The sequence below is a fragment of the Janibacter sp. YB324 genome, assembly GCF_014217915.1.
Classification (GTDB): Bacteria; Actinomycetota; Actinomycetes; order Actinomycetales; family Dermatophilaceae; genus Janibacter; species Janibacter indicus.
Window position 1 is genome coordinate 2670271 of record NZ_CP060120.1, and the last position, 24218, is coordinate 2694488.

Annotated in this window: 25 protein-coding genes; 8 read left to right on the plus strand and 17 right to left on the minus strand. The window is 73.5% G+C overall.

Features of this window, described 5'->3' with window-relative positions; genetic code table 11:
* Window positions 1–38 precede the first annotated feature (38 nt).
* Together H7A72_RS13085 and H7A72_RS13090 are read left to right on the plus strand one after the other, a co-directional pair.
* Window positions 39–698, plus strand: a complete 660-nt coding sequence (locus H7A72_RS13085) for a response regulator transcription factor (RefSeq protein ID WP_185220812.1) — start codon at window positions 39–41, stop codon at window positions 696–698.
* A gap of 2 nt (window positions 699–700) precedes the next feature.
* Complete coding sequence (locus tag H7A72_RS13090; protein WP_185220813.1) at window positions 701–2083, plus strand: HAMP domain-containing sensor histidine kinase; 1383 nt, start codon at window positions 701–703, stop codon at window positions 2081–2083.
* Between the two features lie 44 nt (window positions 2084–2127).
* Here H7A72_RS13090 and H7A72_RS13095 read toward each other — a convergent pair whose 3' ends face one another.
* Window positions 2128–3087: a TAXI family TRAP transporter solute-binding subunit gene (locus tag H7A72_RS13095; RefSeq protein ID WP_084452647.1), complete on the minus strand. Its 960-nt coding sequence runs from the start codon at window positions 3085–3087 to the stop codon at window positions 2128–2130.
* Between the two features lie 43 nt (window positions 3088–3130).
* Here H7A72_RS13095 and ligD (H7A72_RS13100) point away from each other — a divergent pair, with 43 nt between their 5' ends.
* Together ligD (H7A72_RS13100) and ligD (H7A72_RS13105) are read left to right on the plus strand one after the other, a co-directional pair.
* Window positions 3131–4066 carry a non-homologous end-joining DNA ligase gene (gene ligD, locus H7A72_RS13100; RefSeq protein ID WP_185220814.1) on the plus strand — a complete coding sequence of 312 codons (936 nt, stop codon included), beginning with the start codon at window positions 3131–3133 and terminating at the stop codon, window positions 4064–4066.
* On the plus strand, window positions 4059–4946 hold the full coding sequence (gene ligD, locus H7A72_RS13105; protein WP_185220815.1) for a non-homologous end-joining DNA ligase: 888 nt from the start codon (window positions 4059–4061) through the stop codon (window positions 4944–4946). Before ligD (H7A72_RS13100) ends, ligD (H7A72_RS13105) begins: the two co-directional genes overlap by 8 nt.
* Here the strand turns inward: ligD (H7A72_RS13105) and H7A72_RS13110 are convergent.
* The 15 genes from H7A72_RS13110 to H7A72_RS13180 form a co-directional block, all read right to left on the minus strand.
* Window positions 4943–5617, minus strand: coding sequence for a GntR family transcriptional regulator (locus tag H7A72_RS13110; protein WP_084452511.1), 675 nt, complete (start codon window positions 5615–5617; stop codon window positions 4943–4945). The genes ligD (H7A72_RS13105) and H7A72_RS13110 overlap by 4 nt on opposite strands.
* A gap of 1 nt (window position 5618) precedes the next feature.
* A complete protein-coding gene (locus tag H7A72_RS13115) occupies window positions 5619–6545 on the minus strand; it encodes a dihydrodipicolinate synthase family protein (RefSeq protein ID WP_185220816.1) in 927 nt (308 codons plus the stop codon).
* A gap of 13 nt (window positions 6546–6558) precedes the next feature.
* Complete coding sequence (locus H7A72_RS13120) at window positions 6559–7347, minus strand: SDR family oxidoreductase (RefSeq protein ID WP_072625439.1); 789 nt, start codon at window positions 7345–7347, stop codon at window positions 6559–6561.
* Window positions 7348–7370: 23 nt separating this feature from the next.
* On the minus strand, window positions 7371–8159 hold the full coding sequence (locus tag H7A72_RS13125) for an NAD(P)-binding domain-containing protein (RefSeq protein WP_185220817.1): 789 nt from the start codon (window positions 8157–8159) through the stop codon (window positions 7371–7373).
* 125 nt (window positions 8160–8284) lie between these two features.
* On the minus strand, window positions 8285–8878 hold the full coding sequence (locus tag H7A72_RS13130) for a (2Fe-2S)-binding protein (protein WP_185220818.1): 594 nt from the start codon (window positions 8876–8878) through the stop codon (window positions 8285–8287).
* 32 nt (window positions 8879–8910) lie between these two features.
* Window positions 8911–9240 carry an Lsr2 family protein gene (locus H7A72_RS13135; protein WP_072626324.1) on the minus strand — a complete coding sequence of 110 codons (330 nt, stop codon included), beginning with the start codon at window positions 9238–9240 and terminating at the stop codon, window positions 8911–8913.
* A 44-nt stretch (window positions 9241–9284) separates the two neighbouring features.
* On the minus strand, window positions 9285–9494 hold the full coding sequence (locus H7A72_RS13140) for a lysyl-tRNA synthetase (RefSeq protein WP_185220819.1): 210 nt from the start codon (window positions 9492–9494) through the stop codon (window positions 9285–9287).
* A 1-nt stretch (window position 9495) separates the two neighbouring features.
* Window positions 9496–10998, minus strand: coding sequence for a lysine--tRNA ligase (gene lysS / locus H7A72_RS13145; RefSeq protein WP_185220820.1), 1503 nt, complete (start codon window positions 10996–10998; stop codon window positions 9496–9498).
* Between the two features lie 48 nt (window positions 10999–11046).
* Window positions 11047–12402, minus strand: coding sequence for a hypothetical protein (locus H7A72_RS13150; RefSeq protein WP_084452522.1), 1356 nt, complete (start codon window positions 12400–12402; stop codon window positions 11047–11049).
* Window positions 12395–13018: an ATP-binding cassette domain-containing protein gene (locus H7A72_RS13155; RefSeq protein ID WP_084452524.1), complete on the minus strand. Its 624-nt coding sequence runs from the start codon at window positions 13016–13018 to the stop codon at window positions 12395–12397. The genes H7A72_RS13150 and H7A72_RS13155 overlap by 8 nt, the downstream gene beginning before the upstream one ends.
* A gap of 1 nt (window position 13019) precedes the next feature.
* Window positions 13020–13904 (minus strand): carboxylating nicotinate-nucleotide diphosphorylase, encoded by an 885-nt coding sequence (gene nadC / locus H7A72_RS13160; RefSeq protein WP_084452526.1) that lies wholly within the window; start codon window positions 13902–13904, stop codon window positions 13020–13022.
* Entirely contained in the window at window positions 13901–15643 is a 1743-nt protein-coding gene (locus tag H7A72_RS13165; protein WP_084452528.1) for an L-aspartate oxidase, read from the minus strand. Before H7A72_RS13165 ends, nadC begins: the two co-directional genes overlap by 4 nt.
* 25 nt (window positions 15644–15668) lie before the next feature.
* Complete coding sequence (gene panD, locus H7A72_RS13170) at window positions 15669–16109, minus strand: aspartate 1-decarboxylase (RefSeq protein WP_072625447.1); 441 nt, start codon at window positions 16107–16109, stop codon at window positions 15669–15671.
* A gap of 86 nt (window positions 16110–16195) precedes the next feature.
* Window positions 16196–17080: a pantoate--beta-alanine ligase gene (gene panC / locus H7A72_RS13175; protein WP_084452530.1), complete on the minus strand. Its 885-nt coding sequence runs from the start codon at window positions 17078–17080 to the stop codon at window positions 16196–16198.
* On the minus strand, window positions 17077–17991 hold the full coding sequence (locus H7A72_RS13180) for a Rossmann-like and DUF2520 domain-containing protein (protein WP_185220821.1): 915 nt from the start codon (window positions 17989–17991) through the stop codon (window positions 17077–17079). Before H7A72_RS13180 ends, panC begins: the two co-directional genes overlap by 4 nt.
* Before the next feature lie 57 nt (window positions 17992–18048).
* Between H7A72_RS13180 and H7A72_RS13185 the strand changes: the two genes are divergently transcribed.
* The gene (locus H7A72_RS13185; protein WP_223277648.1) at window positions 18049–18987 is read left to right on the plus strand and encodes an SAM-dependent methyltransferase; all 939 of its coding nucleotides are present in this window, start codon (window positions 18049–18051) and stop codon (window positions 18985–18987) included.
* Here H7A72_RS13185 and H7A72_RS13190 read toward each other — a convergent pair.
* Window positions 18940–20214, minus strand: a complete 1275-nt coding sequence (locus H7A72_RS13190) for a GDSL-type esterase/lipase family protein (protein ID WP_185220823.1) — start codon at window positions 20212–20214, stop codon at window positions 18940–18942. The two genes, H7A72_RS13185 and H7A72_RS13190, sit on opposite strands and share 48 nt — an antisense overlap.
* 62 nt (window positions 20215–20276) lie before the next feature.
* Between H7A72_RS13190 and H7A72_RS13195 the strand changes: the two genes are divergently transcribed.
* The 3 genes from H7A72_RS13195 (at window position 20277) to H7A72_RS13205 (ending at window position 24169) form a co-directional block, all read left to right on the plus strand.
* Complete coding sequence (locus H7A72_RS13195) at window positions 20277–21458, plus strand: NADH-quinone oxidoreductase subunit D (protein ID WP_185220824.1); 1182 nt, start codon at window positions 20277–20279, stop codon at window positions 21456–21458.
* 156 nt (window positions 21459–21614) lie between these two features.
* Complete coding sequence (locus tag H7A72_RS13200; protein WP_143445604.1) at window positions 21615–22523, plus strand: DUF6801 domain-containing protein; 909 nt, start codon at window positions 21615–21617, stop codon at window positions 22521–22523.
* A gap of 230 nt (window positions 22524–22753) precedes the next feature.
* Window positions 22754–24169 carry a DUF6801 domain-containing protein gene (locus H7A72_RS13205; RefSeq protein WP_185220825.1) on the plus strand — a complete coding sequence of 472 codons (1416 nt, stop codon included), beginning with the start codon at window positions 22754–22756 and terminating at the stop codon, window positions 24167–24169.
* Window positions 24170–24218: the final 49 nt, after the last annotated feature.

The following is a 24218-nucleotide window of genomic DNA, read 5'->3' on the forward strand; positions in this document are numbered from 1 at the left end:
CTGACCTTGGGCCCGGACCGAGCGCCGATCGAGGAGACATGCGAGTCCTGCTCGTCGAGGACGACGACCGGGTGGTGGCAGCACTCACCCCGGCCCTGCGCCGCGCGCACCTCACCGTGACCCGCGCGGGCACCGCAGCCGAGGCGGTCGAGGCCGCTCCCGGGGCCGACCTGGTCCTGCTCGACATGGGGCTGCCCGACCAGGACGGCCTGACCGTCTGCCGGCGCATCCGCGAGCGCGACGGGGTGCCGATCATCGCCGTCACCGCGCGCCGCGACGAGGCCTCCGTCGTCTCGGCGCTGCGCGCGGGCGTCGACGACTACGTCACCAAGCCCTACCGGCTGGCCGAGCTCATGGCCCGCATCGACGCGGTGATGCGCCGCTCCGGTCACGGGGTCCCCGAGTCGATCGACCACGTCGCCGACGTGCGGCTCGACCTCGGCGCTCGCCGGGTGTGGGCGGGCGAGACCGAGGTGGCCCTGACGCGCAAGGAGTTCGACCTGTTGTCGACGCTCGTCGACGCCGACGGTGACGCGGTGAGCCGGGAGTCGCTCATGGAGTCGATCTGGGACACCTCGTGGGTCGGCGCCTCACGCACCCTCGACGTGCACGTGTCGGCGCTGCGCACCAAGCTCGGGCGGCCGCAGCTCATCGAGACCGTGCGGGGCATCGGCTACCGGATCAACCCCGGGGGATAGCCGTGCGTCGTCGGATACTCGTCATCGCGCTGCCGCTGCTGACGATGCTGCTGCTCGCGCTCATGGTGCCGCTGCTCGCCGCCTACGCGGCCGACCGCACGCAGGACCAGTTCGTGGGCCGTCTCGGGGACGTCGCGCGCTTCGCCGTGCTCGCCGAGGACGCGATCGAGACCGACGAGACGACGACGCTGTCGAGCGAGCTGCGCCGCTACACCGAGGTCTACGGCGGGTCAGTGATCGTCGTCGACGCCAACCGCGAGCCGGTGCTCGTCGCGGGCGAGCGGGTGGACGGGGCTGCGGCCGAGGCGGCCGTGACCCGCGCCCTGACCGGAGCCACGACCGAGGCGCCCGACACGGCGTGGCCGTGGCGCCGCCACGACATGCTCGTCGGCTCGCCCGTCGGCCGGGACGCCCAGGTCCTCGGCGCGGTGGTCGTCGTCGCCCCGACCGACTCGGCCCGCGCCGACGTCGCCCTCCGGCTGGGGCTCATGGCGGCCGTGGCCCTCGCCACGCTCCTGCTCACGGCCTACGGCGTCATCCGGCCGCTCGTCGGCTGGGTGCTGCGCCCGGTGCGCGCCCTCGACCGCACCGCGACCCGGCTGAGCTCGGGCGACATGACCGCCCGGGCCAGCGAGACCGGGCCGAGCGAGCTGCGTGACCTGGCCCGCTCCTTCAACGACATGGCCGACAGCGTCGAGGCCTCCCAGGCCCAGCAGCGCGAGCTCGTCGCCGACGCCGCGCACCAGCTCGGCAACCCCCTCACCGCGCTGCGCCTACGGGTCGAGAACCTCGCCTCCGACGGCGTCGACCACGACGACCTCGAGCCCGTGCTCGACGAGACCGACCGGCTGAGCGCCACCGTCGAGTCACTGCTCCACCTCAGCCAGGTCGGCGCGGTCCAGGTGCATCCCGAGCCGGTCGACGTCGCCGCCCTCGTGCGCCACCGCTGCCAGATGTGGGCCCCGGTCTTCGCCGACCTCGAGGTGAGCTCGCCCCCTTCGGTCATGGCCCTGGCGAGCGCCGAGGTCATCGACACGGCGATGGACGCGCTCTTGGACAATGCCGCCAAGTTCGCGCCCGGCTCCCCCGTCTCCGTCACCGTGGAGCGGGCACCCCATGACACCACCGGCGAAGGGGGCCCCGGCACCGTCCGCGTCCGCGTCGCCGACCGCGGTCGCGGCCTGCACCCCGACGACGTGGCCAAGGTCGGCGCGCGGTTCTTCCGCGGCCGGGCCCACCAGAACGTGCCCGGAACCGGCCTCGGCCTCGCCATCGTCCGCGCGCGTCTGGCCGACTGCGGCGGTGACCTCGAGGTCGGACCGACGACGCCCGGCTCGCCCACGCCCGGCGGGCTCACCGTGACGCTCGTCCTCCCGGCGGCGTAGGCCGGGCAGGGCCCGCCGAGAGCACGACCAGGGCCCTCGCCGACCTAGTCGCGCTGCTCGCGGTAGTAGCGGAGCGCGCCGGGGTGCAGGGGCAGCGGCGAGGTGTAGATCGCCGTGCCGATGTTGGGCTGGCGCACTCCTCCGGCGAGCTCGTCGACGCGCGGCTGCTCCTCGAAGAGCACCCGGGTCAGGGCCTGGACGAGGTCGAGCTGAAGCGCACGGCGCACGAGCAGGTAGTTCTGCACGCTCACGGTGTCGACGGCGCGCTCCTGGCCGTAGGTCGACGCCGGGATCGACGATCGGGAGAACTCGCTGCCGTGGTCGCGCACGAGCCGTGGCACGAGGTGCCCGAGCGGCACGAGCCGGACCTCCATGCCCTGCGACAGGTGCAGCACCGCCGTGTTGGGCAGACCGCTGACGAAGAAGAAGGCGTCGAGGTCACCTGAGGCGAGCCCGTCCGCGGAGCGCTGCAGCGTCTCGGCCACCGACTCGACGTCGTCCGCGCCCAGCCCGGCCGCGCGCATGCACCGCCAGGCGATGCCCCGCGTGCCGGACCCGCTCGCGCCGAGGCTCACCCGCAGCCCGCGCAGGTCGGTCACCGCCCGCACCTGCGAGTCGGCCCGCGCGACGAGGTGGACGAAGCTGTCGTAGGCCCGCGCCAGGGCCCACAGGTCGACCGGTTCGCCCCAGGTGCCCCGCCCCCTTCGGGCGTCCGCCGCCGTGTCGGCGAGGCTGAAGCCGATGTCGCTCACCCCCTCCGACACCTCACGCACGTTGTCGACCGAGGCATTGGTCCCCCGAGTGCGCACCGTGATGCCGTCGAGCCGCTCCTGCCACACCTTCGCGAGGGCCTCGCCGTAGCGGTGGAAGACGCCGCCCGGGTTGCCGGTGGCGAGCGTCAGCTCGGTCGGCTCGAGGTCGTCGCCCGACCCTCGCCCGCACGCGCCGAGCAGCGGCACGCTCGCCGCCGCCAGAAGCGCGCGTCGCGTGGGCTGGATCGGCATGCGCGCCAGCATCCCACGCCCGTGGGTGCTGCAGGATGGACGCATGCGCCCGATGCTCGCCACCCTCGCCGAGGCCGTCCCGCGCGGCCCCGACTGGGTGCACGAGATCAAGTGGGACGGCATGCGGGTGCTCGCCGACGTACGCGGGGGCGGACTGACGCTCACGAGCCGGTCGGGCCGAGACGTCACGGTCTCCTTCCCCGAGCTCGTCCCGCTCGCCGACCTCTTCGACGACATGCTCCTCGACGGCGAGGTGGTCTCCCTCGTCGACGGACGACCGAGCTTCGGCGCGCTCGCCGAGCGGATGCACATCGGCGACGCCCGCCGCGCTGCCCGGGCCGCGGTCGCCCACCCGGTGACCTTCGTCGTCTTCGACGTCGTGCGGCTGCTCGGCCAGGACCTCACCGGCCAGCCGTGGTCGGCCCGCCGAGCCCTCCTCGAGCAGCTCGAGCTCGACGGCCCGCGCGTGCAGGTCCCACCCGTCCACGACGACGGCGAGAGGCTGCTCGCGGCCACCGCCGAGCAGGGGCTCGAGGGCATCGTGTCCAAGCGCCGCAGCTCGACCTATGCTCCCGGCCGCCGCTCCCCCGACTGGCTCAAGCTCCCCCACCGCGACGGCATCTCGGTCGTCGTCTGTGGGTGGCGTCCCGAGGTCGGCGGCTCACGTCTCGGCGCCGTGCTCGTCGGCCTGCCGGGCCCCGCGGGGTGGGACTTCGTCGGGCGGGTCGGCTCCGGGCTCGCCGGCCGGGCCGGCGCCGGCCTGCTGGCACGGCTGCGGCCGCTCGAGGTGACGGGATCCCCCTTCGTCGGGGAGGTGCCGCGCGAGGACGCGACCGGCACGACCTGGGTGGAGCCACAGGTCGTCATCGACGTCGCGAGCCTGGGCCGCAGCTCCGGGGGCCGGCTGCGGCAGCCCTCCTTCCAGCGGGTGCGCACGGACCTGACCGCCACCGACCTGCAGGAGACGAGCGATGGCTGATCCCCAGGGCACGGTGACCCGCGTCGAGGTCGGCGGTCGCACCCTGCGGCTCACCTCCCTCGACAAGGTCATGTACCCAGCGACCGAGACGACGAAGGGCGAGATCCTCAGCTACTACGCCCGAGCCGGTGAGACGGTGCTCGCGCACCTCGCCGGCCGCCCGGTGACCCGCGTGCGGTGGCCGCACGGCACGGGTGGGGAGAGCTTCTTCGAGAAGAACCTGCCCTCCGGCGCACCCAGCTGGCTGCCGCGGGTGCAGGTCCACGACGTCACCTACCCGCTCGTCGACGACCTCGCCCAGCTGACCTACCTCGTCAACCTCAACAGCATCGAGCTGCACGTGCCGCAGTGGCGCGTCGACGTTGAGGGCACTCCGCGCAACCCCGATCGACTCGTCATCGACCTCGACCCCGGCAAGCCCGCCGGACTGCACGAGTGCGCCCGGGTTGCCCTGCTGCTGCGCGAGCGGCTCGGCGGGCTCGGGCTCGACCTGCACCCCGTGACGTCGGGGAGCAAGGGCATGCAGCTCTATGCCCGGCTCGGCGGTGACCTCACGAGCGACCAGGTGCGCGACCTGACCCAGCAGCTCGCCCAGGAGATGACCCGCAAGCACCCCGACCTCGTGCTGTGGAAGATGACCAAGACGCTGCGGCCGGGCAAGGTCTTCCTCGACTGGAGCCAGAATGTCGCGGCCAAGACGACGGTCTGCCCCTACTCGATGCGCGGGCGCGACGACCCGTGGGTCGCGGCGCCCCGCACCTGGGACGAGGTCGAGGCCGGCGCCGAGGACCCCGACGAGCTCGAGCAGCTCGACATCGAGCAGGTGCTCGACCGCCTCGACGAGCACGGTGACCTGCTCGCCCCGCTGCTCGAGCCCTAGGCCGAGCCGTCGGCCGAGCCGCCACGCGACACCGCGAAGCGCCGCGCCACGAAGCTCTCGTGCGCCAAGCCGATGTGCGCGGCCATGAGGTCCCCGGCCAGCTCGCCCTGCCCCTGCTCGATCGCCCGGGTGATGAGCCGGTGGAAGTCGACGCTGCGGGCGATGTCTTCGTCGTCGTAGTCGAAGAAGGTCCCCGGCGTCGGCGACGAGCTCGCCAGCCCCGTCGCGATGCGGTACTGCCGCGGCGACGCCGCTGCCGTGAGGACGAGCTCGTGGAAGTCACGGTTGTTGTGGTGCAGCTCGTCCCGCTGCCGCTCCCCCGGCGCCGCGGCGAGGGCCGCCATCTCGTCGACGAGCCGACCCAGCCGGCCGACCTGCTCGGCCGTGCGGTGGGTCGCCGCGCGCTGCGCCGCCCGTCGCTCGAGCAGCGTGCGCAGCTCGAAGACCTCGTCGACGTCGGCGCGGGTGAACTCCGCGACGAAGGCGCCCCGGCGCGCCCGCACCTCGACCAGCCCCTCGTCGGCCAGCCGCTGCAGGGCCGCACGCACCGGCGTGCGACTCACGCCGAGCGCCTGCGTCAGCGATTCCTCCGGCACGTGGCTGCCGGGCGCCCGCTCGCCGGAGAGGATCTGGGAGCGTAGCGTCTCGTAGACGTGGTCGCTGCGGGTCATCTCAGAGCGCCGCGCGGGCGTCGTGCCGGGCCAGCCGCTCGAGCAGGTGGTCGACCTCGGCGCGGGCCGTCGCCGACAGTCCCCGAGCCGGGGTGCGCTGCGCGTCGTGCGCGAGGATCCCGCGGCGCTGCAGCACGTGCTTGCGCACCGCCAGCCCGACCCCGGGCTGCTGCTCGTAGCGGATGAATGGCAGGTGGGCGTCGAAGAGGTCGTGGGCCGCCTCGCGCTCTCCCGCCCGCGACATCCGCACGACGTCGACGAGCAGGTCGGGGAAGCAGTAGCCGGTCATCGCGCCGTCCGCGCCGCGCTCCATCTCGTAGTCGAGGAAGAGCCCGCCGTTGCCGGTGAGGATCGACAGCCGCGGCATCTCCCCCTTCGCCTCCAGCTCGCGCAGGGCGGTGATCTTGTCCAGCCCGGGCCAGTCCTCGTGCTTGAGCATGACGGCGCCCGGGGTATCGCGGGCGATGCGCGCGATGACGCCCGGGGTCATCTGGACGTCGAAGGTCAGCGGGTAGTCCTGGACGACGAAGGGGACGTCCGTCCCGATGGCCTGCGCGGCCCCGGAGTAGTAGCCGACGACCTGGTCGTCGGTGCGCAGGGTGCGCGGAGGCGCGATCATCACGCCCGCGGCGCCGGCGTCCATGACGGCTGCGGTGAGCGAGCGCATCGCGGCGAAGCCGGGCGCGCTCACCCCGACGACGACCGGCACGTCGGTGCGGGCGATCACCCGTCGGGCGATGTCGAGGGCTTCGTCCTGGTCGAGCTTGGGCGCCTCGCCGAGCTGGCCGAGGACGGTCAGCCCGTCGACGCCGACCTCGCCGTAGAAGTCGACGAGCCGGTCGAGGCTGGTGACGTCGATGCTGCCGTCGGGCTCGAAGGGGGTCGGCGCGATGGCGTAGACGCCGCTGGTGCCGCGGGTGATGGTCATGAGGGGCTCCTGGTCAGATCGCGGGGACGAGGCCGCCGTCGACCCGCACGACCGAGCCGTTGACGTAGGCGGCGGGCTGGCTGGCGAGGAAGGCGACGGTCTGGCCGTACTCGTGCGGCTCGCCGTAGCGGCCGGCCGGGATGCTCGCGCGGCTGGCCGCGGCGACCTGCTCGGGCGTGCTGCCCTCGCGCTGCGCCTTGCTCTCGTCGAGGAAGGCGACGCGGTCGGTCGCGATCCGCCCGGGCACGACGACATTGGCGGTGATCCCCTCGCCGCCGACCTCACCGGCGAGGGTCTTGGACCACCCGACCAGGGTGCTGCGCAGCGCATTGGACAGGCCGAGCCCGGGGATCGGGGCGACGACGCCCGAGCTGGTCGAGGTGATGATCCGGCCCCACCTGCGCTCGCGCATGCCGGGCAGCACCCGGTCGGTGATCGCGATGACGGACAGGACCATCGAGCGGAAGTGCGACTCCCACACCTGCAGGTCGTGCCCGACGACGCCACCGGGCGGCGGGCCTCCGGTGTTGCCGACGAGGATGTCGATGCCGCCACCCGCGAGGGTCTCCGCCTCGCGGACGCGTGCGTCGACCGCGTCGACCTCGGCGAGGTCCCAGGCGAGCGCGTGCGCGGTGCCGCCCGCGGCGGTGATGTCGGCGGACGTCGCCTCGACCTTGGCGAGGGTGCGCCCCGCCGCGACGACGGTTACGCCCTCGGCGGCGAGGGCGTGGGCGATCGCGGCGCCGAGCCCGCTGCCGGCGCCGAGGACGAGCGCGGTCCGTCCGGTGATTCCGAGGTCCATGGGTGCTCCTGTCGGTGGTGGGGTCAGGTGGTGGCGACGGTCGCCGCGAACCGCGCCTCGACCGCGTCGACGAGCGCGGAGGGGCGCCCGAGCGCAGCGAGCTGCTGCCCGGCGCGGTGCACCTCGTGGCGTCGCCGCTCGGCGTGCAGCGGGTGGGTCCCGACGACCGCCTCGACGAAGGGGGTCAGCCCCCCGCTGTCGATGTCGGCGAGGACGACGGGCAGCTGCTCGCGCACCCCGAGAGCCTCGGCGGCCGCCAGACAGTCGACGCCGAGCGCCTCGATGCCTTTGGTGAGGATGCTGCGCAGCAGCTTCAGCGCCGCGGCGTCACCCGGGCCGGCCTCGGGGAGCACGCGCACGGGCGCCCCGATCGCGGCGAGCTCGGCGGTGGCGGTCGCGGCGTCGGGTCCGGCGGCGAGGAGCGGGGTGGCGGCACCGCCCATGGCGATCGCGCCCATGATGACCACGTCGACATAGGTGCCGACGCCGGCGAGGAGGGCCGCGGAGCGGCGCTTGTCGTCGGGCGAGGCGGTCGTCAGGTCGAGGACGCGCGCGCCCTGCGGCAGCCAGGAGTGCGCCTCGGCGAGGACCTCGTGGGCGATGTCGCCGGCGACGCAGAGCCAGGCCGCGTCGACGTCACGCAGCCAGGCGCCGGGGCCGGCGTGGACGGTCAGGTCGTGCTCCGCGGCCAGGGCGACGAGCCCGGCGCGCGGCGCGGGGTCGACGAGCACGAGGTCGTGCCCGCCCGTCTCGAGGAGGGCTCCGGCATAGGTCGTCCCGACCTCGCCGCAGCCGACGATCGCGGTGCGCACAGCAGCCTCCCGAAATACATTCTCACGTGCACGAGCAGCGGCAAATCCGCGACGATGCTCGTCATTGGTGCAGAACAGTATCCGCGATCGTACTTCTTGGCCACGGCCGTCCGAACCGCGGCAGGTCAGCGCAGCCGCGGGCACCCGGCGCAGGGCACGCAGCCGGGCAGCGAGTAGATCAGGCAGCACGAGCGCCGGTCGGGCGGCGGGTCTCCGGCGACCTTGGCCAGGGCGATCCGCCACATGTCCTCGACCATGCCGAGACGCTGTCGACTGCTCATCCGGGTAGGAGTCGGGAGCTCGGTGGCGATCCGCCCAGCGGTCGCGACATAGCCCTCACGGGCCTGCGCGAGGCGTTCTGCGGGTTCGTCGACGCGACGGTGGTCGCCGGGGCGCACCTGCACCGCGACCGGGTAGAGATAGGTCGGGTCGAGACCGATCGACCAGAGCCCGGCCTCCGCCGCCAGGACGAAGGGCGTGACCGCTGCGGCCGTCGCGATGACCGAGGCGAGCGGGTCGATCAGGTACTGCAGGACGAAGGCCCCCGGCATCCCAGGTGGGGCGGTCCCGGACTGGGCGATCGTCAGGTCGCGGTAGGTGTCGATCCAGCCCGGCGCGATCCGGAGCGCATCGGCCAGGGGAACACCGAGGTCCGGGTCACCGTCGTCGGCGACCCGGACCTCGAGGACGGCGAGATGCCGGGAGAGCTGCGCCACCACGGCGCGCAGCTCGTCGGGTGCGAGTGTCGCGCTCAGCCGTTGGCCTTGGCGTAGGCGTCGCGCACCTTCTGGCTGATGCGCCCGCGGTCGGAGACGTCGTGGCCGTTGGCCCGGGCCCACTCGCGGATCTTGGCCAGCTCGTTGCTGCTGGAGCGCGAGGAGGAGGCCGACGAGGTCGAGCGACGACCGGCGACGCGACGGCCGGCGCCGACATAGCCGGCGAGGGCGTCACGCAGGGCCTGGGCGTTGGAGTCGTTGAGGTCGATCTCGTAGGTCACGCCGTCGAGACCGAAGGTGACCGTCTCGGTGGCGTCACCGCCGTCGATGTCATCTTCGAGGATGACCTGAACGCGCTGTGCCATGGATGCCTCCATTCGTGAGAAATAACTGTCATTTCCCACAATAGTCATCCATGGGACGAAGAATCCATTTCGGAGGAGGAATTCGTCGATGCTCCGTCATTCTTCTGGTGCTCCGCCTTCCAGTCGGCGAGCGCCTTTCGTTCACGCCGATCTGCTTCCAGCATGTAGCGAATAATCCAGTAGAAGAGGAATGCGACGCCGACGGTGGGCAACAATGCGGCCGCATAGGGCCAGTACTCGGTGATGAATTCCATGTCAGGCCTCGGGCTTGAGGTGCGGGAAGAGAATGGTCTCGCGGATGCCGACACCGGTGAAGAACATGACCATCCGGTCGATACCGATGCCGATACCGCCCATCGGCGGGGCGCCGTACTCGAGCGCCCGCAGGAAGTCCTCGTCGAGCTGCATGGCCTCGGGGTCGCCGGCCGCCGCGGCGAGCGACTGCTGGGTGAGCACCTCGCGCTGGACAACCGGGTCGACGAGCTCGGTGAAGCCGGTCGCCCGCTCGACGCCGGCGATGATGAGGTCCCAGGCGTCGATGAGGCGCGGGTCCTCGTCCTTGCGCCGGGCCAGAGGCTGGGCCTCGGCCGGGTAGTCGCACACGAAGGTGGGCTGGAGGATCGTCGGCTCGACGAGCTCCTCGAAGAGCTCCATGACGACCTTGCCCTGGGGCAGAGCGGGGTCGATCTCGAGGTCGCGCTCGGCCGCGAGCGCGAGCAGCTCCTCGACCGGGGTGTCCGGCGTGATCTCCCGACCGAGGGCCTCGGACAGCCCCGGGTAGACCGACAGCCACCGCCACTCGCCGTCGAGGTCGACCGTGCCCTGCGGGGTCTCGACGGTGCGCGAGCCGATGGCATCGGCGACCGCGAGGTAGATGCGGCGGGTCAGCTCGGCCATGGTGCGCTGGTCGCCATAGGCCTCATAGGCCTCGAGCATCGTGAACTCGGGACTGTGCGTGGAGTCGACGCCCTCGTTACGGAAGATGCGGCCCATCTCGTAGACCTTGTCGATGCCACCGACGACCGCCTTCTTGAGATTGAGCTCGAGGGCGATCCGCAGTGACATGTCCTGCGAAAAGGCATTCATGTGGGTGCCGAAGGGGCGTGCCGCGGCACCGCCGTGGACCAGCTGCAGCACCGGGGTCTCGACCTCGATGAAGCCCTCGCCGTCGAGCGTGGAGCGCACCGCACGCAGCGCGGCGGCCTTGGTCCGCACCATGTCGCGCGCCTCTTGGCGCACGACGAGGTCGGCATAGCGCTGACGCACCCGGCTCTCCTCGGAGAGCTCCTTGTGCAGGACGGGCAGGGGCCGCAGCGCCTTGGACGCCAGCTCCCAGCTCGTCGCCATGACCGACAGCTCGCCGCGACGGGAACGGATGACCCGGCCCGTGACGGTGACGTGGTCACCGAGGTCGACGTCGGACTTCCACGCCGCGAGCGACTCCTCGCCGACCTCGGCGAGCGAGAGCATGACCTGCAGCCGGGTGCCGATGCCCTCCTGGAGCGCGGCGAAGGCGAGCTTGCCGGTGTTGCGAACGAACATCACCCGGCCGGCGACGGTGACGACGTCCTGCGTCTCCTCGCCGGTCTCGAGGTGCTGCCAGGTCTCGTTGACCGCGGCCAGGGTGTGGGTGCGGGCGACGCCGGCGGGGTAGGCCTGCTTGCCGTCGGCGAGGATGCGGTCGCGCTTGTCGCGCCGGATGCGCATCTGCTCCGGCAGCTCGTCGTCGGCAGGGGTCTCGATGGGGGCGTCGCTCATGGGGCACCACGATATCCGCGCTCCCCTCCCCTCCCCGAATCCCGCCCGTCAGTCCCTCGACCGCAGCAACTGCCAGCCGAGCAGGCCCGCTGCCGCGGCGAGGGCGAGCGGCCCGACCCCCTGGGCGTGCGCGGCGAGGACGAGCAGCCCGACGGCCAGCGCCAGATCCGTACCGTGGACGACCGAGCGCACGAGCCCGGTGGACAGCGGCCCCGCCGGGGTGGCGAGCACCAACCCGAGCTCGGCCGGCGGCGGCTCGGCGGCGCGGACCGCGGCGGCGGTCGCCCCGAGCCCCACCGCGAGCGGCGCCCACCACGGGAGCCCGAGCGGCAGCAGGGCCACGGCGGCACCCACCCCCGCCACGACGAAGGGGGGCACCGCCAGTGCCGCAGCCACGGCCGCGGGGTGGGCCGGGACGGCCCGCCGCAGCCCCGGAGTCGACACCCAGGCCATCAGGCCCCCGCCGCCGACCCGGGCGAGGACGAGCCCGACGACCGAGGTGACGAGCATCCCCGCGAGATGACCGAGGAGCAGGCCGACGACGAGGGCGACGCCGCACCCGAGAAGGGCACCGAGCACCCGCGACCAGCGACGCCGCAGCGCGCGGACCTCGACGACGAGCCATCCGGTGACCGCTCCCCCGGTGCCCGGCCTGCTGGGGTGGCGCCCGCGACGCCCCATCCGGCGTCGGGAGGAGAGCACCTCGAGGGCGGTGGGGTCGAGCATGAGCGTCGAGGCACCGACCGCACCGGTGACCTCGCCCGCCCGCAGCAGCTCGGCGTCCGGCACGGCCCGAGCGGCCCGCCCCGGCAGCACCGCGCCGCCCTGGCGCCACAGCGCCAGCGCGGTGAGGAGCACGGCCACCACGGCACCCGCGAGCGCGCACGCAGCGATCGGTGCCACCGGGGCGGACTCCCGCCCCAGCCCGACGACGAGGGCAAAGCCGGCGAGCACTCCCCAGGCCGCGGCGGCGACGACGGCGACGAAGCCCACCCGAAGGATCCCTCCGCGCAGCAGCACGCCCCGGTCGGCGGGCGTCGACAGCAGCCAGGTCGCCTGCCCCCGATCGGCCCAGGCGGGTCCGGCCGCCCGCAGACCGAGCATCGCGGCGATGCTGCCCAGCAGGGCCATCCCGCTCGCGAGCCACAGGTGGTGCGCGCCGGTCAGGCAGGTCGCGGTGGCGCAGTCGGGACGCAGGATCGACGGTCCGGTGGCGGCGAAGAGCATGACGAGCAGGGTCGCCGTGACGAAGAGCCCGACGTACCAGTCCTGCAGGACCTGCCCCCAGCCCGCGGCATGCACGCCTCCGCGTGCCGCGCGCAGCGCCTCCCGGGCGCCGGCGCGGTCCTCCGCCGGCGCCGCGCCCTTCGCCGCCCACTGGTCAGCGGCCGCCCGCTCAGGCATCGCCCTCGATCTGCACGACCCGGGCCCCGCTGCGCGCCACGACGTCGGGGTCGTGCGAGGCCACGAGGACCGCCCGGCCGGTCGCCGCGTGGGCTCCGAGCCAGTCCCCCAGCCACGCGCGTCCGGCGTCGTCGAGCCGCTGCTCGGGCTCGTCGGCGACGAGCAGCGCCCAGGGCCGCACCATCGCCGAGGCCAGCGCGAAGCGCTGCGCCTGCCCGGAGGACAGGGTCGTCGGCAGCTGGTCGGCGACGTGCTCGATGCGGGCCTCATCGAGGGCGCCGGCGACGACCTCGGCCACGCCCTCGACCCCGTGGGCGCGGGCCAGCAGGTCGAGGTGCTCGGCGACGGTGAGGTCGGGCAGCAGGCCGAGATCCCCGAGGACCGTGCACAGCGCCCGTCTGGTCTGCGGCACTCGCGTGTCCAGCCGGGCCTCGCCGAGGTGCACCTCGCCCGCGTCGGGCGTCTCGCGGCCGACCAGGCACCGCAGCACCGTCGACTTGCCGACGCCGTTGGGCCCGACGAGGGAGACGACCTCACCGGCGGCGACGTCGAGGTCGAGGTCCTCGACGACGACGCGGCCGCCGTAGGCCTTGGTCAGTCCCCGGACGCTCAGCACGTCAGACGAGGTCCAGCGCGAGGTCGACGATCGGCGAGGAGTGGGTCAGCCCGCCGACGCTCATCCAGTCGATGCCGGTGGCGCCGTAGTCGGCGGCGACCTCGAGCGTCAGCCCCCCGGTCGCCTCGATCTCGACGCTCTCGCCGCGCTCCGCGCCCCAGGCCCGCGCGGCGGCCACCGTCTCGCGGAGCAGGTCGACGGACATGTTGTCGCACATGAGGAAGCGCGACCCGGCCTCGAGCGCCTCGATCGCCTCGGCCGTCGTGGTCACCTCGACCTCGACGGTCACGTCGGGGAAGCGCTCCCGGATCGCGGCATAGGCCGCCCCCACTCCCCCGGCCGCGATCTTGTGGTTGTCCTTGACCATCGCGACGTCGAAGAGCCCCATGCGCTTGTTGGTCCCTCCGCCGCAGCGGACCGCGTACTTCTCCAGCGCGCGCAGACCCGGCGTCGTCTTGCGGGTGTCGAGCACGGTGCACCCGGTGCCCGCGAGCGCATCGGACCACCGCCGCGTGTGGGTCGCCACCCCCGACAGGCGCGACAGGATGTTGAGCACGGTCCGCTCGGCCATGAGCACCTGCCGCAGCGGCCCCCGCAGCTCGGCCACGACGTCGCCACGCTCCAGCGCCGTCCCGTCGGCGATCCGCACGTCGAGCGAAGGGGGAACCCCTCCCGTCCGCGCAGCCACCTCGTCGAGGGCGAGGGCGATGACCGGCCCACCGGCGAGGACGCCGGGAGCGCGGGCGACGACCTGGCCGATGCCCACCTGGTCGGCCGGGATCGTCGCGGTGCTCGTCACGTCGAGCGACTGCGGCCCGAGGTCCTCGTCCAGGGCGAGGGCGACGACGCGTCGCGCGTCCGGCTCGGGGAAGTGCTCGGTGCTCACTGCTCGGCCTCCTGCGGCTCGTCGGTCTCGTCCTCGTCGTCCGCGGGCCACGCCAGGTCGACGTCGAGCTTGATGACGGCGAGCTCGCCGTCATCGGGGTCGCGCACGTGGAGCAGGTGCGCGGCCCAGGTCTGGTCGTCGTGGTGCGGGTGGTCGCGGCGCACGTGCCCACCGCGGGTCTCCTCGCGCAGGTGGGCGGCAGTCGCCAGCGCCTGGCCCAGGTGGAGCAGGTTGGTCGTCTCCCAGGTCTGCGGCCCGGGCTCGGCGTCGGTCGTCGATCGGGCCGCCAGGTCCGCGAGCTCGGCCAGCGCACCGGCCGTCGAGTCAGCCGAGCGCAGCGGGCCGACCCCGCGGGTCATCACCTGCTGCACCTCGCGGCGGTGCGCGGCATCGAGGAGGGCGGTCCCCCCTTCGGTCGTCGGCTCCTGGAGCGGCAGCTCGCCGGCTGCCAGCCGGGCGGTGAGGTCCTCGGCGATGCGGTGGGCGAAGACCAGGCCCTCGAGCAGCGAGTTGCTCGCGAGCCGGTTGGCGCCGTGCACACCGGTGCACGAGGTCTCGCCGCACGCGTAGAGACCGGGCAGGTTGGCGCGGCCGCGCAGGTCGGCGCGCACCCCACCGGAGGCGTAGTGCTGGGCGGGGGCCACGGGGATCGGCTCGGTCGCCGGGTCGATGCCCAGCTCACGGCAGCGCGCGACGATCGTCGGGAAGCGCTGCTCGAGGAAGTCGCCACCGAGGTGCCGCGCGTCGAGGAAGACGTGGTCGGTGCCGGTGGCCTCCATGCGCTCGAGGATCGCCCGGGCGACGACGTCTCGCGGGGCGAGGTCGGCCATCGGGTGCAGGCCGGCCATGAAGGCCTCGCCCGCCGCGTCGACGAGCCGGGCACCCTCGCCGCGGACGGCCTCCGAGACGAGCGGCTGCTGACCGGTCGCGCCCTCGCCGAGGTGCATGACCGTCGGGTGGAACTGCACGAACTCGAGATCGGCGAGGGCCGCCCCGGCACGCAGCGCGGCCGCCATGCCGTCACCGGTGGCGACCGAGGGGTTGGTCGTCGCGGAGTAGATCTGGCCGAGGCCGCCGGTCGCCAGGACGACCGCCCGGGCACGGGCCGCACCGACGCCGTCGATCTCGCCCTCGCCGATCACGTGCACGGTGGCACCGCACACGCTGCCGTCCGCCGAGGTGAGCAGGTCGACGACGAGCGCGTGCTCGATGACCTCGATGCCGGGGTCGGCCCGCACGGCCTCGAGCTGGGCGATGAGCGCCCGGGAGATCTCGGCGCCGGTGGCGTCACCGCCGGCGTGGGCGATCCGATCGCGGTGGTGCCCCCCTTCGCGGGTCAGGGTGATCTCGCCGGTGGCGTCGCGGTCGAACTGCGCCCCGAGACCGATGAGCTCGTGCACCCGGGCCGGACCCTCGGTGACGAGCACCTCGACGGCGTCCTCGTCGCACAGACCGACCCCGGCGACGAGGGTGTCGTCGAGGTGCTCGGCCGGGGAGTCCTCCGGCGCCAGGGCGGCGGCGATCCCGCCCTGGGCCCACGCGGTCGACCCCTCCGACAGCCGGGTCTTGGTGACGAGCAGGACGCGGTCGACCTGCTCGCGCAGGCGCAGGGCACAGGTGAGGCCGGCGATGCCGGAGCCGACGACGAGGACGTCCGCCTCGCTCGTCCACCCCGGCGCGGGCGAGCCGAGGTACCGCGGCAGGGTGACCGCCGCCGGCTCGGGCCCAGGTGCCTGCATTGCCCCGGGGGAATGCAGAGTCGGGTCAGGCACCGAGGGCGCCGTCCGGGCCACGGTGGGTCACCGCGGAGGTCTTCAGGCCGAAGCCCTCGGGCACGTCACCGGCGTCGTGGTACTGCTCGACGATCTTGTTGTCGCCGTCGACGAAGACGACGTTGGGCTCGAAGGTGCGCGCCTCCTCGTCGTCCATCGCGGCGTAGGCGATGATGATGACGAGGTCGCCGGGCGAGACGAGCCGGGCGGCCGCGCCGTTGATGCACACGATGCCGCTGCCGCGCTCGCCCTCGATCGCATAGGTCGTCAGGCGGTTGCCGTTGTCGATGTCGACGACGTCGACCTGCTGGCCGGGCAGCATGCCGGCGGCGTCCATGAGGTCCATGTCGATGGTCAGCGACCCGACGTAGTGCAGGTCGGCCTGGGTGACCGTGGCCCGGTGGATCTTGCTGTGGAGCATGAAGCGCTGCACGCGAGTGTCCTTATGTCGTGAGGCGAGGTGAGCGCCCACCAGTCTCGCAGAATCCGCCTCGTGCCCATGGCGCGGTGCGCGCAGGCTCACTCGGCGAAGGTCTCGCGCGCACCTCCCCCGGGCGCCAGGAGCACCGGGATGTTGTCGATGAGCCGGGTCGTGCCGACCCGGGCCGCGACGGCGAGCAGGGCCTCGCCCTGGTACCACTCAGGCACGTCCTCGAGCGTCGTCGGGTGGACGAGCACGAGGTAGTCGACGAGCGCGAGCGGCTCCTCGATGAGCACCTCGCGGGCGGCCCGCCGGATCGCCGAGGGGCCCTCGACGGCGCGGGCGGCGCCGGCACGCAGGGCGCGGGAGAGCGCGAGCGCGGTCTCCCGGTCGCTGGGCGAGAGATAGGTGTTGCGGCTGCTCATCGCCAGACCGTCCTCCTCGCGGACGGTCGGCACGGCGACGACGCTGCCGGGGAAGTCGATGTCGCGGACCATCCGCTTGATGAGCAGCAGCTGCTGGGCGTCCTTCTGCCCGTAATAGAAGAGGTCACCGCGGGTGAGGTGCATGAGCTTGGCGACGACCGTGAGCATCCCGTCGAAGTGCCCCGGGCGCGACTGCCCCTCGAGGACGTCGCCGAGCGGCCCGGCCGAGATGCGCACTCCCGGGTCACCGTCGGGGTAGATGACATCGGGTGTCGGCGCGAAGACGAGGTCGACGCCCTCGCGGGTGCAGATCTCCAGGTCGGAGTCGAAGGTGCGCGGGTAGCGCGAGAGGTCCTCCTTGGGACCGAACTGCAGCGGGTTGAGGAAGATCGTGACGACGACGTGCCGCGCCCGCTCGCGGGCGGTGCGGATGAGTCGCGCGTGCCCCTCGTGGAGGGCACCCATGGTCATGACGACGGCGACGTCGCCGTCGGTGAGGGCGGCCCGGGCCGGTGCGAGCTCGTCGCGGGTGCGGGCGACGACGGGGGCGGTGGTCATCGGGTCTCCTCGTCGAGGGTGGTCAGGATCGTGGCGGCGTCGTCCCCGCGGAGTCGGCCGCTGCGCTGCGCACGAAGGGCGGTGGCCCGGGCCTGCGCGCGGTAGGCGGTGGCGACGTCCTCCGGCAGATCGGCGAGCTCCGCGAGGTGCGCGGCCACGGTACCGGCATCACCGCGGGCGACCGGTCCGGTGAGGGCGGCGTCACCCGACGACAGGGCGTTGTCGAGGCTCGCCTGCAGGAGCGGGCGCAGCACGCGGTCCGCGGGGTCGATCCCGGCCGAGCGCAGCACCTCCATGGCCTGGGCGACGAGGGTGACGAGGTGGTTGCTGCCGTGCGCGAGAGCGGCGTGGTAGCGGCCGCGGGCCTCCTCGGGCACCCACACCGGCTCGCCACCCATCTCGACGACGAGCGCCTCGGCGACCGGCCGCAGCGCCTCCGGCGTCGTGATGCCGAAGCAGCACTCGGCCAGCCGCGCCAGGTCGAGGCTGGTCCCGGTGAAGGTCATCGCGGGATGGATCGCCATCGGCAGCAGCGCGTCGGCGACCGGCGCGAAGGGAGCCAGACCGTGCCGGCCCGAGGTGTGGGCCACGAGCTGCCCCGGCACCCAGGTCCCGGTCGAGTGCAGGCCGGCGACGAGGTCGGTCAGTGCGTCGTCGGGGACGGCGAGCAGCACGAGCTGCGCGGACTGCACCACCTCGGGGACGGGCCGCACGGGCACGCCCGGCAGCAGGGCCTCGGCCCGCTCCCGGGAGTCGTCGGAGACCGCCGAGACCGCGACGACCTCGTGGCCGGCGGCGCGCAGCGCAGCCCCGAGCACGGCGCCGACGCGACCGGCTCCGACGACGCCGACCCGCAGGGTCGGCCGGGCAGGGGCTGGCGGTCGTCCGCCGCTCGGGTCTGGCTCGCTCACGGCCCCGACGCTACCCGCGGACGCATCCCCCCTTCGCCCTTGCCTAGTGTCGTGCGGGTGGAGCGGACGTGGGAGCGGGCATGGCACGAGGCCCTGTACGGCGAAGGGGGGTTCTACCGGCGGCCGGAGGGACCGGCCGGCCACTTCGCGACGTCCGCGCAGGGCGGAGCCGCCGAGCTGCTCGCCGGTGCCCTGCTCGAGCTGGCCCGAAGGGAGTCGCTCACCACGATCGTCGACGTCGCCTGCGGCCGCGGCGAGCTGCTCGAAGCCCTTGCCGCACAGGCCGATCCGTCGATCCGCCTCGTGGGCACCGACGTCGTGGACCGGCCGGCAGACCTCGCCCAGCGGGTCGAGTGGGTCCGCTCCCCCGGCGGCCGACACCTGCCGGACCTCGGCCACCTCACGGGTGCCCTCGTCCTCGCCCACGAGTGGCTCGACGTCGTGCCCTGCCCGGTGGCCGAGGTCGACGACGACGGCACGCTGCGCGAGGTGCACGTCGGGCCGAGCGGCGCCGAGCGTCTCGGTCCGCCGCTCGGGGGCGCCGACCTCGAGTGGGCCGACGCATGGTGGCCCGCACCCCGCGAGCCCGGCGACCGCGTCGAGGTGGGCCGCACGCGCGACGCCGCCTTCGCCGGACTCGTCGAGGGGGTGCACTCCGGCCTCGTCGTCGCCGTCGACTACGGGCACACCCGCGACGACCGGCCACCCGCCGGGTCGCTCGTCGGCTACGTCGACGGCGCGGTCTGCGCTCCGGTGCCGGACGGTGGATGCGACCTGACCGCCCACGTGGCGATGGACTCCCTTCGCCCCGACCGGCTGCTCACCCAGCGGGAGGCACTGCGCGAGCTGGGTCTCGACGGCGCACGACCACCGCTCGACCTGGCCCGCAGCGACCCGGCCAGCTACCTGGCGGCCCTCGCCCGAGCGTCGCAGGCGAGCGCGCTGACGTCAGGGGGTCCCGGAGGGTTCCTGTGGGCGCTGCGACGGGTCGGGTGACGCCTCGCTCGTCGTCGCGGGCGACGATGAGGTCGGCGTCCTGTCCGGCGTCGGGGCGAGCACGTCGGCGAGGGCCTCGGCCATGAGCGGCTGGGCCCGCGCCGAGGGGTGCAGCCCGTCGAGGAAGTAGCTCGAGTCGGGGTCGGCCGCCGGCAGCACCGGCGAGAGGTCGATGAAGCTCACGCCTTCGTGCCGGGTGCGCCCCCGCATCACCGACAGGTAGTCGTCCCAGTCGGCCTGGCCGGCCACCCGCTTCGGCGGGAACCACCCGACGATGAGGATCGGGCCCTCGTAGCCCATCGCGCGGCTCTGCCGGATGATCCCGTCGAGGCTCTCGCCGAACTGCCGCGCGGAGTCCCCGGCCCGCTGGTCATTGAACCCGAGCGGCACGAGGAGCAGGTCGGGGTCGAGCGACAGCGCATCGCGCAGGTAGGCCGGGGTCTGCGCGATCGTCGAGGCACGCACGCCGGCCCGCGAGGAGTCGAGCACGTGCACGCACCGGTCACGGTCCCCGCGATAGGGCATGAGGTCGGTGATGACCGCCCGACGGCCGGTGCTGCGCGGCTGGTCGTTGACGACGGTGACCGTGTGCGTGCCCGGCCCGAGGTCCCCCGAGGACCAGGTGCGCCGCTCGGCTCCCCCGTCGGCGTCGGTCGGCACGGCGAGACCGTCGAGCGGGATCTCGCCGTCGATGCGCACCTGGAAAGGCCCGCCGCTGAACCGGGTGCGGTAGCCGATGTCCACCGACTGCGCCTCGACCTGCCACGAGACGCTCGCGCCCGGCTGGAGCCCGACGCCCCGGCCGCCGGGGCCCAGCGTCGGGGTGAGGATCGCGCGGCCGCGCACCACGGGGTCGGGCAGCGTGCCGGCGCGATAGGTCGCGGGCACGAGCGAGGTGGTCCCGTGCCAGCCGCCCGGGTCGGTCGGGCAGTCCGCGGTGCCCGACCGCTGGCGCAGCTTCGCCTGGAGCCGATCGACCCAGCGCCGCTCGAGATCGGTGCTCATGCCGGCACCCTCGCTCACGGAGTCACCGAGGACCACGACGTCGGCCGCGTCGTCGCCATCGCCCCTGACCGCGTCGAACCACGGGTCGAGCACCGCAGTGCCCTCCACCGCGGCCGTCCCCTCGGCGCGGTAGGGCGCCTCGTCCGTGCAGGCGCCGAGGATCGCCACAGTGAGCGCGAGGACGGTCAGCCCCGCGCCCAGGCGTCGCGCTCGTCGGGACATCGGCACCCGACCATGGTGCCAAAGCCGCACGGCACCACTGCACCTGACGCATACTGGCGGGCATGACGAGCACCCCGGGCACCTCCGGCACCCGGACCCTCGACGTGGGGGTCGGCGACGGGTCGCTCGCCAGCGCCGACATGGTGCTCAACATCGGCCCCCAGCACCCGGCAACCCACGGCGTGCTGCGGCTGCGGGTCGCCCTCGACGGCGAGCGCATCGTCTCCGCCGACCCCGTCGTCGGCTACATGCACCGCGGCGCCGAAAAGCTCTTCGAGGTGCGCGACTACCGCCAGATCACCGTCCTGGCCAACCGGCACGACTGGCTCTCCGCCTTCGGCAACGAGCTCGGCGTCGTCCTCGGCGTCGAGGCGATGCTCGGCATGGAGGTCCCCGAGCGGGCGACGTGGACCCGTACCCTGCTCGCCGAGCTCAACCGCGTGCTCAACCACCTGATGTTCCTCGGCTCCTACCCGCTCGAGCTCGGGGCGATGACCCCGATCTTCTACTCCTTCCGCGAGCGCGAGGAGATCCAGGCGGTCATGGAGGAGATCTCCGGCGGCCGGATGCACTTCATGTTCAACCGGGTCGGCGGGCTCAAGGAGGACCTGCCCGCGGGGTGGCTCGACCGGGTGACGACGGCCGTTGCGGCCGTGCGCGCCCGCATGCCGCAGCTCGAGGCGATGCTCGTCGGCAACGAGATCCTCGAGGCCCGCACCCGCGGTATCGGGGTGCTCCCCCCTTCGCTCGCCGAGGCCTACGGCGTCTCCGGGCCGATCGCCCGGGCCAGCGGCGTCGACATCGACCTGCGACGCGATGCTCCCTACCTCGCCTACGGCGAGCTCTTCGGCGACGGCGGGCCCGGTCGGGTCGTCACGCGGACCGCCGGCGACTCGCTCGCCCGCCTCGAGGTCCTGCTCGAGCAGACCCACGTCAGCCTCGACCTCGCCGACGCCTGCGTCGAGCGGCTCCGGTCGCTGCCCCGCGGACCCATCAACCAGCGCCTGCCCAAGGTGCTCAAGGTGCCCGAGGGCGAGCGCTACACCGCCACCGAAAATCCGCTGGGGCTCAACGGCTACCACCTCGTCTCCCGCGGGGAGAAGACCCCGTGGCGGCTCAAGCTGCGCTCGGCCTCCTTCAACAACGTCCAGGTGCTCGCCGAGCTGCTCCCGGGCTGCCTCGTCGCCGACATGGTCTCGGTGCTCGGCTCGATGTTCTTCGTCGTCGGCGACGTCGACAAGTAGCCCCGCTGCGGGCGATGCGGCGCCTTCCGCGCCCGGAACGTGACCCCACCCACACCCCTCCCCACTCCGGTGGCACCCATTGCTACCCGCGGGTAGGTTGCCGGGACGACCGCGCCCCCGGTCTCGGGGGCGTGACCACCGAAGATGGGGAACTCCATGACCAACTTCACCACCCGCGCCTCCGCGGGCGCCGCCCTCGTCACCGGGCTCGGCCTGATGGGGGTCGCCACCGCGGCGCCCGCCTCGGCGGAGGTCACCGGCAGCCTCGAGTACACCTGCGAAGAGGTCGGGCAGAACATCCAGTTCACCGACCCGTGGACGGTCGACCTGACCCTCGACGTGCCGGAGGCCGTCGAGCAGGGCGAGACGATCCCGGCCGGCGCCGTCACCGCGACCGTCACCCCCGGCGCCGACGCCACGGAGACGATGCAGGGCCTGGGCGTGACCTCCCTCGAGGGCACGGCCGAGACGACCTACACCTTCGGCGAAGGGGGGACCGCCCGCGACGTGGCCCTCACCGTCCCGAAGACGGACGTGCCCGCCACCGGCACCGTCTCGGTGGACGCCACCGGCGAGAGCACGGAGGAGACCGCCCCGGCCGAGGACGTCAACGTCCCGATCACGGCCGGCGACTTCACCGCCCAGCTCGAGAACCAGGACGGCTTCATCTTCCAGATCGAGTGCACCGCTCCCGAGGACGCGACGGTCGGCACCGTCGCCGTCGGCGACGCGGAGCCGCCCGCCGAGGAGCCCGAGGAGCCGGCCGAGCCGGAGGAGCCGAGCGACCCGCCGGCCGAGCCGGAGGAGCCGAGCGACCCGCCGGCCGACGACACCGAGGAGCCGCCCGCCGACGACACCGGCTCCGGTGACGACGCCGGCGACGACGCGGGCGCCGGGTCCGGCGACGCCGGTGAGCCCGAGGTGCCCGGTGTGGTGCAGACCGACGGCGTCACCGCCGGGTCGGCACTGACGAGCCCCACGGCCATCGCTCTCGGCGGGCTCCTGCTCGCCGGTGCCGGCGCCTCGACCGTGGTCGTCGCGCGCCGCAAGGCCGCGCAGCACTGACCGCGCTCCACGCGTCTGACGCAGCGCCCCGGGGAGGCTCCCCGGGGCGCTTCGCCGTCGTCCGGCGGCCTCGCGCCGGGCCCGGCGCCCGCCTCCCAGCCCGTCCACGCCCAGTGACCGATCGGTAATACGTTGCTGGGAAAGGGTTGTGAGGGCTCCCAGCGGCCGGTAAGTTTCGGCGGGAAGGTGCCTCGCACCGGGGGCATCACGACTAGGGGAGAGAAATTCACATGGCCAAGCGCCTCACTGCCCGCCTGTCCGCGGGCGCCGCACTCGTCACGGGACTGGGGCTGGCGGGCATCGCCGTCAGCGTCCCGGCCCAGGCGGCGACGACGCTCAACTACACGTGCACGACGCCGCTCGGCGAGCAGACGCTGGCCGTCACGCTCGACACAGATGCCCCGGAGACGACCACGGTGGGCACCGACCTGTCGGTCAAGCCCAGCGGCACCGTCACCCTCACCAGCGCCCTGGCCAACGGCATGGCCGGCGCCCTGCAGTGGGAAGACGTCCGCGCCGAGATCCCCGGCGTCGAGGCCACCCTGAGCGACGGCACCGAGTCGGCGACCTTCACCACCGACCTGTCGATCGCCCGCACCAAGATCTACGACGGGGACAACGGCGGCTGGACCCAGGACGACACCCCCGACCTGCCGATCAGCGGCGACGCCATCGCCGTCACGCCCGAGGTCGCCGGCACCTACACGATCTCGGCCCCCGAGAGCTTCACCGCGACCTTCCACGGCTACAACGCCGCGGGTGAGGCCGGCACGCTCAGCCCGATCGAGTCCACCTGCACCTACGCCGACGGCGACAAGGTCATCGACACCGTGACCGTCGAGGAGGAGGCCGAGCCCACGCCCACCACCTCCGAGCCGACGACGTCGGAGCCCACGACCTCCGAGCCGACCACCTCCGAGCCGACCACGACGTCCGAGCCGACCTCGACCTCCACCACGACGTCCGAGCCGACCTCGACGACCACGTCCGAGCCGACCTCGACGACCACGTCCGAGCCGACCTCGACGACCACGTCCGAGCCGACCTCGACGACCACGTCCGAGCCGTCCGCCACCTCCACGACGTCGGCGCCCTCGTCCACCTCGTCCTCCACGACGGCGGCCCCCGAGGTCAACGACTGGTTCATCGAGCCCGACAGCCTCCCGATCACCGAGGACGGCAAGAGCTTCACGGTCGAGGGCACCGCTGACCAGGACGGCGTGATCAGCGTCCTCCTGCTCGACGGCGACAAGAACGTCCTGCGCACCATCGAGTGGAATGTCTCCGAGGGGTCCAACACCCGCGACTTCCCCTTCGCCGAGGGCACTGACTACGTCCGCCTCGTCTCCGAGGACTGCATCGACGCCAACGGCAACGACGGCTCGGTCGCCGGCGGCTGCAATGTCGAGTACTACGCCCCGTGGGTCAACCCCGACGACAACGGCGGCTCCACCACGAGCCCCGGTGACGACAACGGCTCAAAGGGTCCCGAGACCCCGGGCGTCGTCCAGACCGACGGCTTCCAGCGAGTCCAGGAGCCGGCCGGCACCAACAGCGCCGCGTTCCTCCTCGGTGGGGCCCTCCTCGCCGGCGCCGGCGCCGGCACGCTCGTCCTGGCGCGTCGCCGCCAGAGCGCCCAGCACTGAGGCACCATCACTGACCTGAGTCAGTGACAGACGGCACGGGCCGTCGGGT

Coding starts and splice junctions, on each gene's coding strand:
- H7A72_RS13085 (WP_185220812.1), top strand. CDS start 39: ATGCGAGTCCTGCTCGTCGAGGACGACGACCGGGTGGTGGCAGCACTC.
- H7A72_RS13095 (WP_084452647.1), bottom strand. CDS start 3,087: ATGCCGATCCAGCCCACGCGACGCGCGCTTCTGGCGGCGGCGAGCGTG.
- ligD (WP_185220814.1), top strand. CDS start 3,131: ATGCGCCCGATGCTCGCCACCCTCGCCGAGGCCGTCCCGCGCGGCCCC.
- ligD (WP_185220815.1), top strand. CDS start 4,059: ATGGCTGATCCCCAGGGCACGGTGACCCGCGTCGAGGTCGGCGGTCGC.
- H7A72_RS13110 (WP_084452511.1), bottom strand. CDS start 5,617: ATGACCCGCAGCGACCACGTCTACGAGACGCTACGCTCCCAGATCCTC.
- H7A72_RS13115 (WP_185220816.1), bottom strand. CDS start 6,545: ATGACCATCACCCGCGGCACCAGCGGCGTCTACGCCATCGCGCCGACC.
- H7A72_RS13120 (WP_072625439.1), bottom strand. CDS start 7,347: ATGGACCTCGGAATCACCGGACGGACCGCGCTCGTCCTCGGCGCCGGC.
- H7A72_RS13135 (WP_072626324.1), bottom strand. CDS start 9,240: ATGGCACAGCGCGTTCAGGTCATCCTCGAAGATGACATCGACGGCGGT.
- H7A72_RS13140 (WP_185220819.1), bottom strand. CDS start 9,494: ATGGAATTCATCACCGAGTACTGGCCCTATGCGGCCGCATTGTTGCCC.
- lysS (WP_185220820.1), bottom strand. CDS start 10,998: ATGAGCGACGCCCCCATCGAGACCCCTGCCGACGACGAGCTGCCGGAG.
- H7A72_RS13150 (WP_084452522.1), bottom strand. CDS start 12,402: ATGCCTGAGCGGGCGGCCGCTGACCAGTGGGCGGCGAAGGGCGCGGCG.
- H7A72_RS13165 (WP_084452528.1), bottom strand. CDS start 15,643: ATGCAGGCACCTGGGCCCGAGCCGGCGGCGGTCACCCTGCCGCGGTAC.
- panC (WP_084452530.1), bottom strand. CDS start 17,080: ATGACCACCGCCCCCGTCGTCGCCCGCACCCGCGACGAGCTCGCACCG.
- H7A72_RS13190 (WP_185220823.1), bottom strand. CDS start 20,214: ATGTCCCGACGAGCGCGACGCCTGGGCGCGGGGCTGACCGTCCTCGCG.
- H7A72_RS13195 (WP_185220824.1), top strand. CDS start 20,277: ATGACGAGCACCCCGGGCACCTCCGGCACCCGGACCCTCGACGTGGGG.
- H7A72_RS13200 (WP_143445604.1), top strand. CDS start 21,615: ATGACCAACTTCACCACCCGCGCCTCCGCGGGCGCCGCCCTCGTCACC.
- H7A72_RS13205 (WP_185220825.1), top strand. CDS start 22,754: ATGGCCAAGCGCCTCACTGCCCGCCTGTCCGCGGGCGCCGCACTCGTC.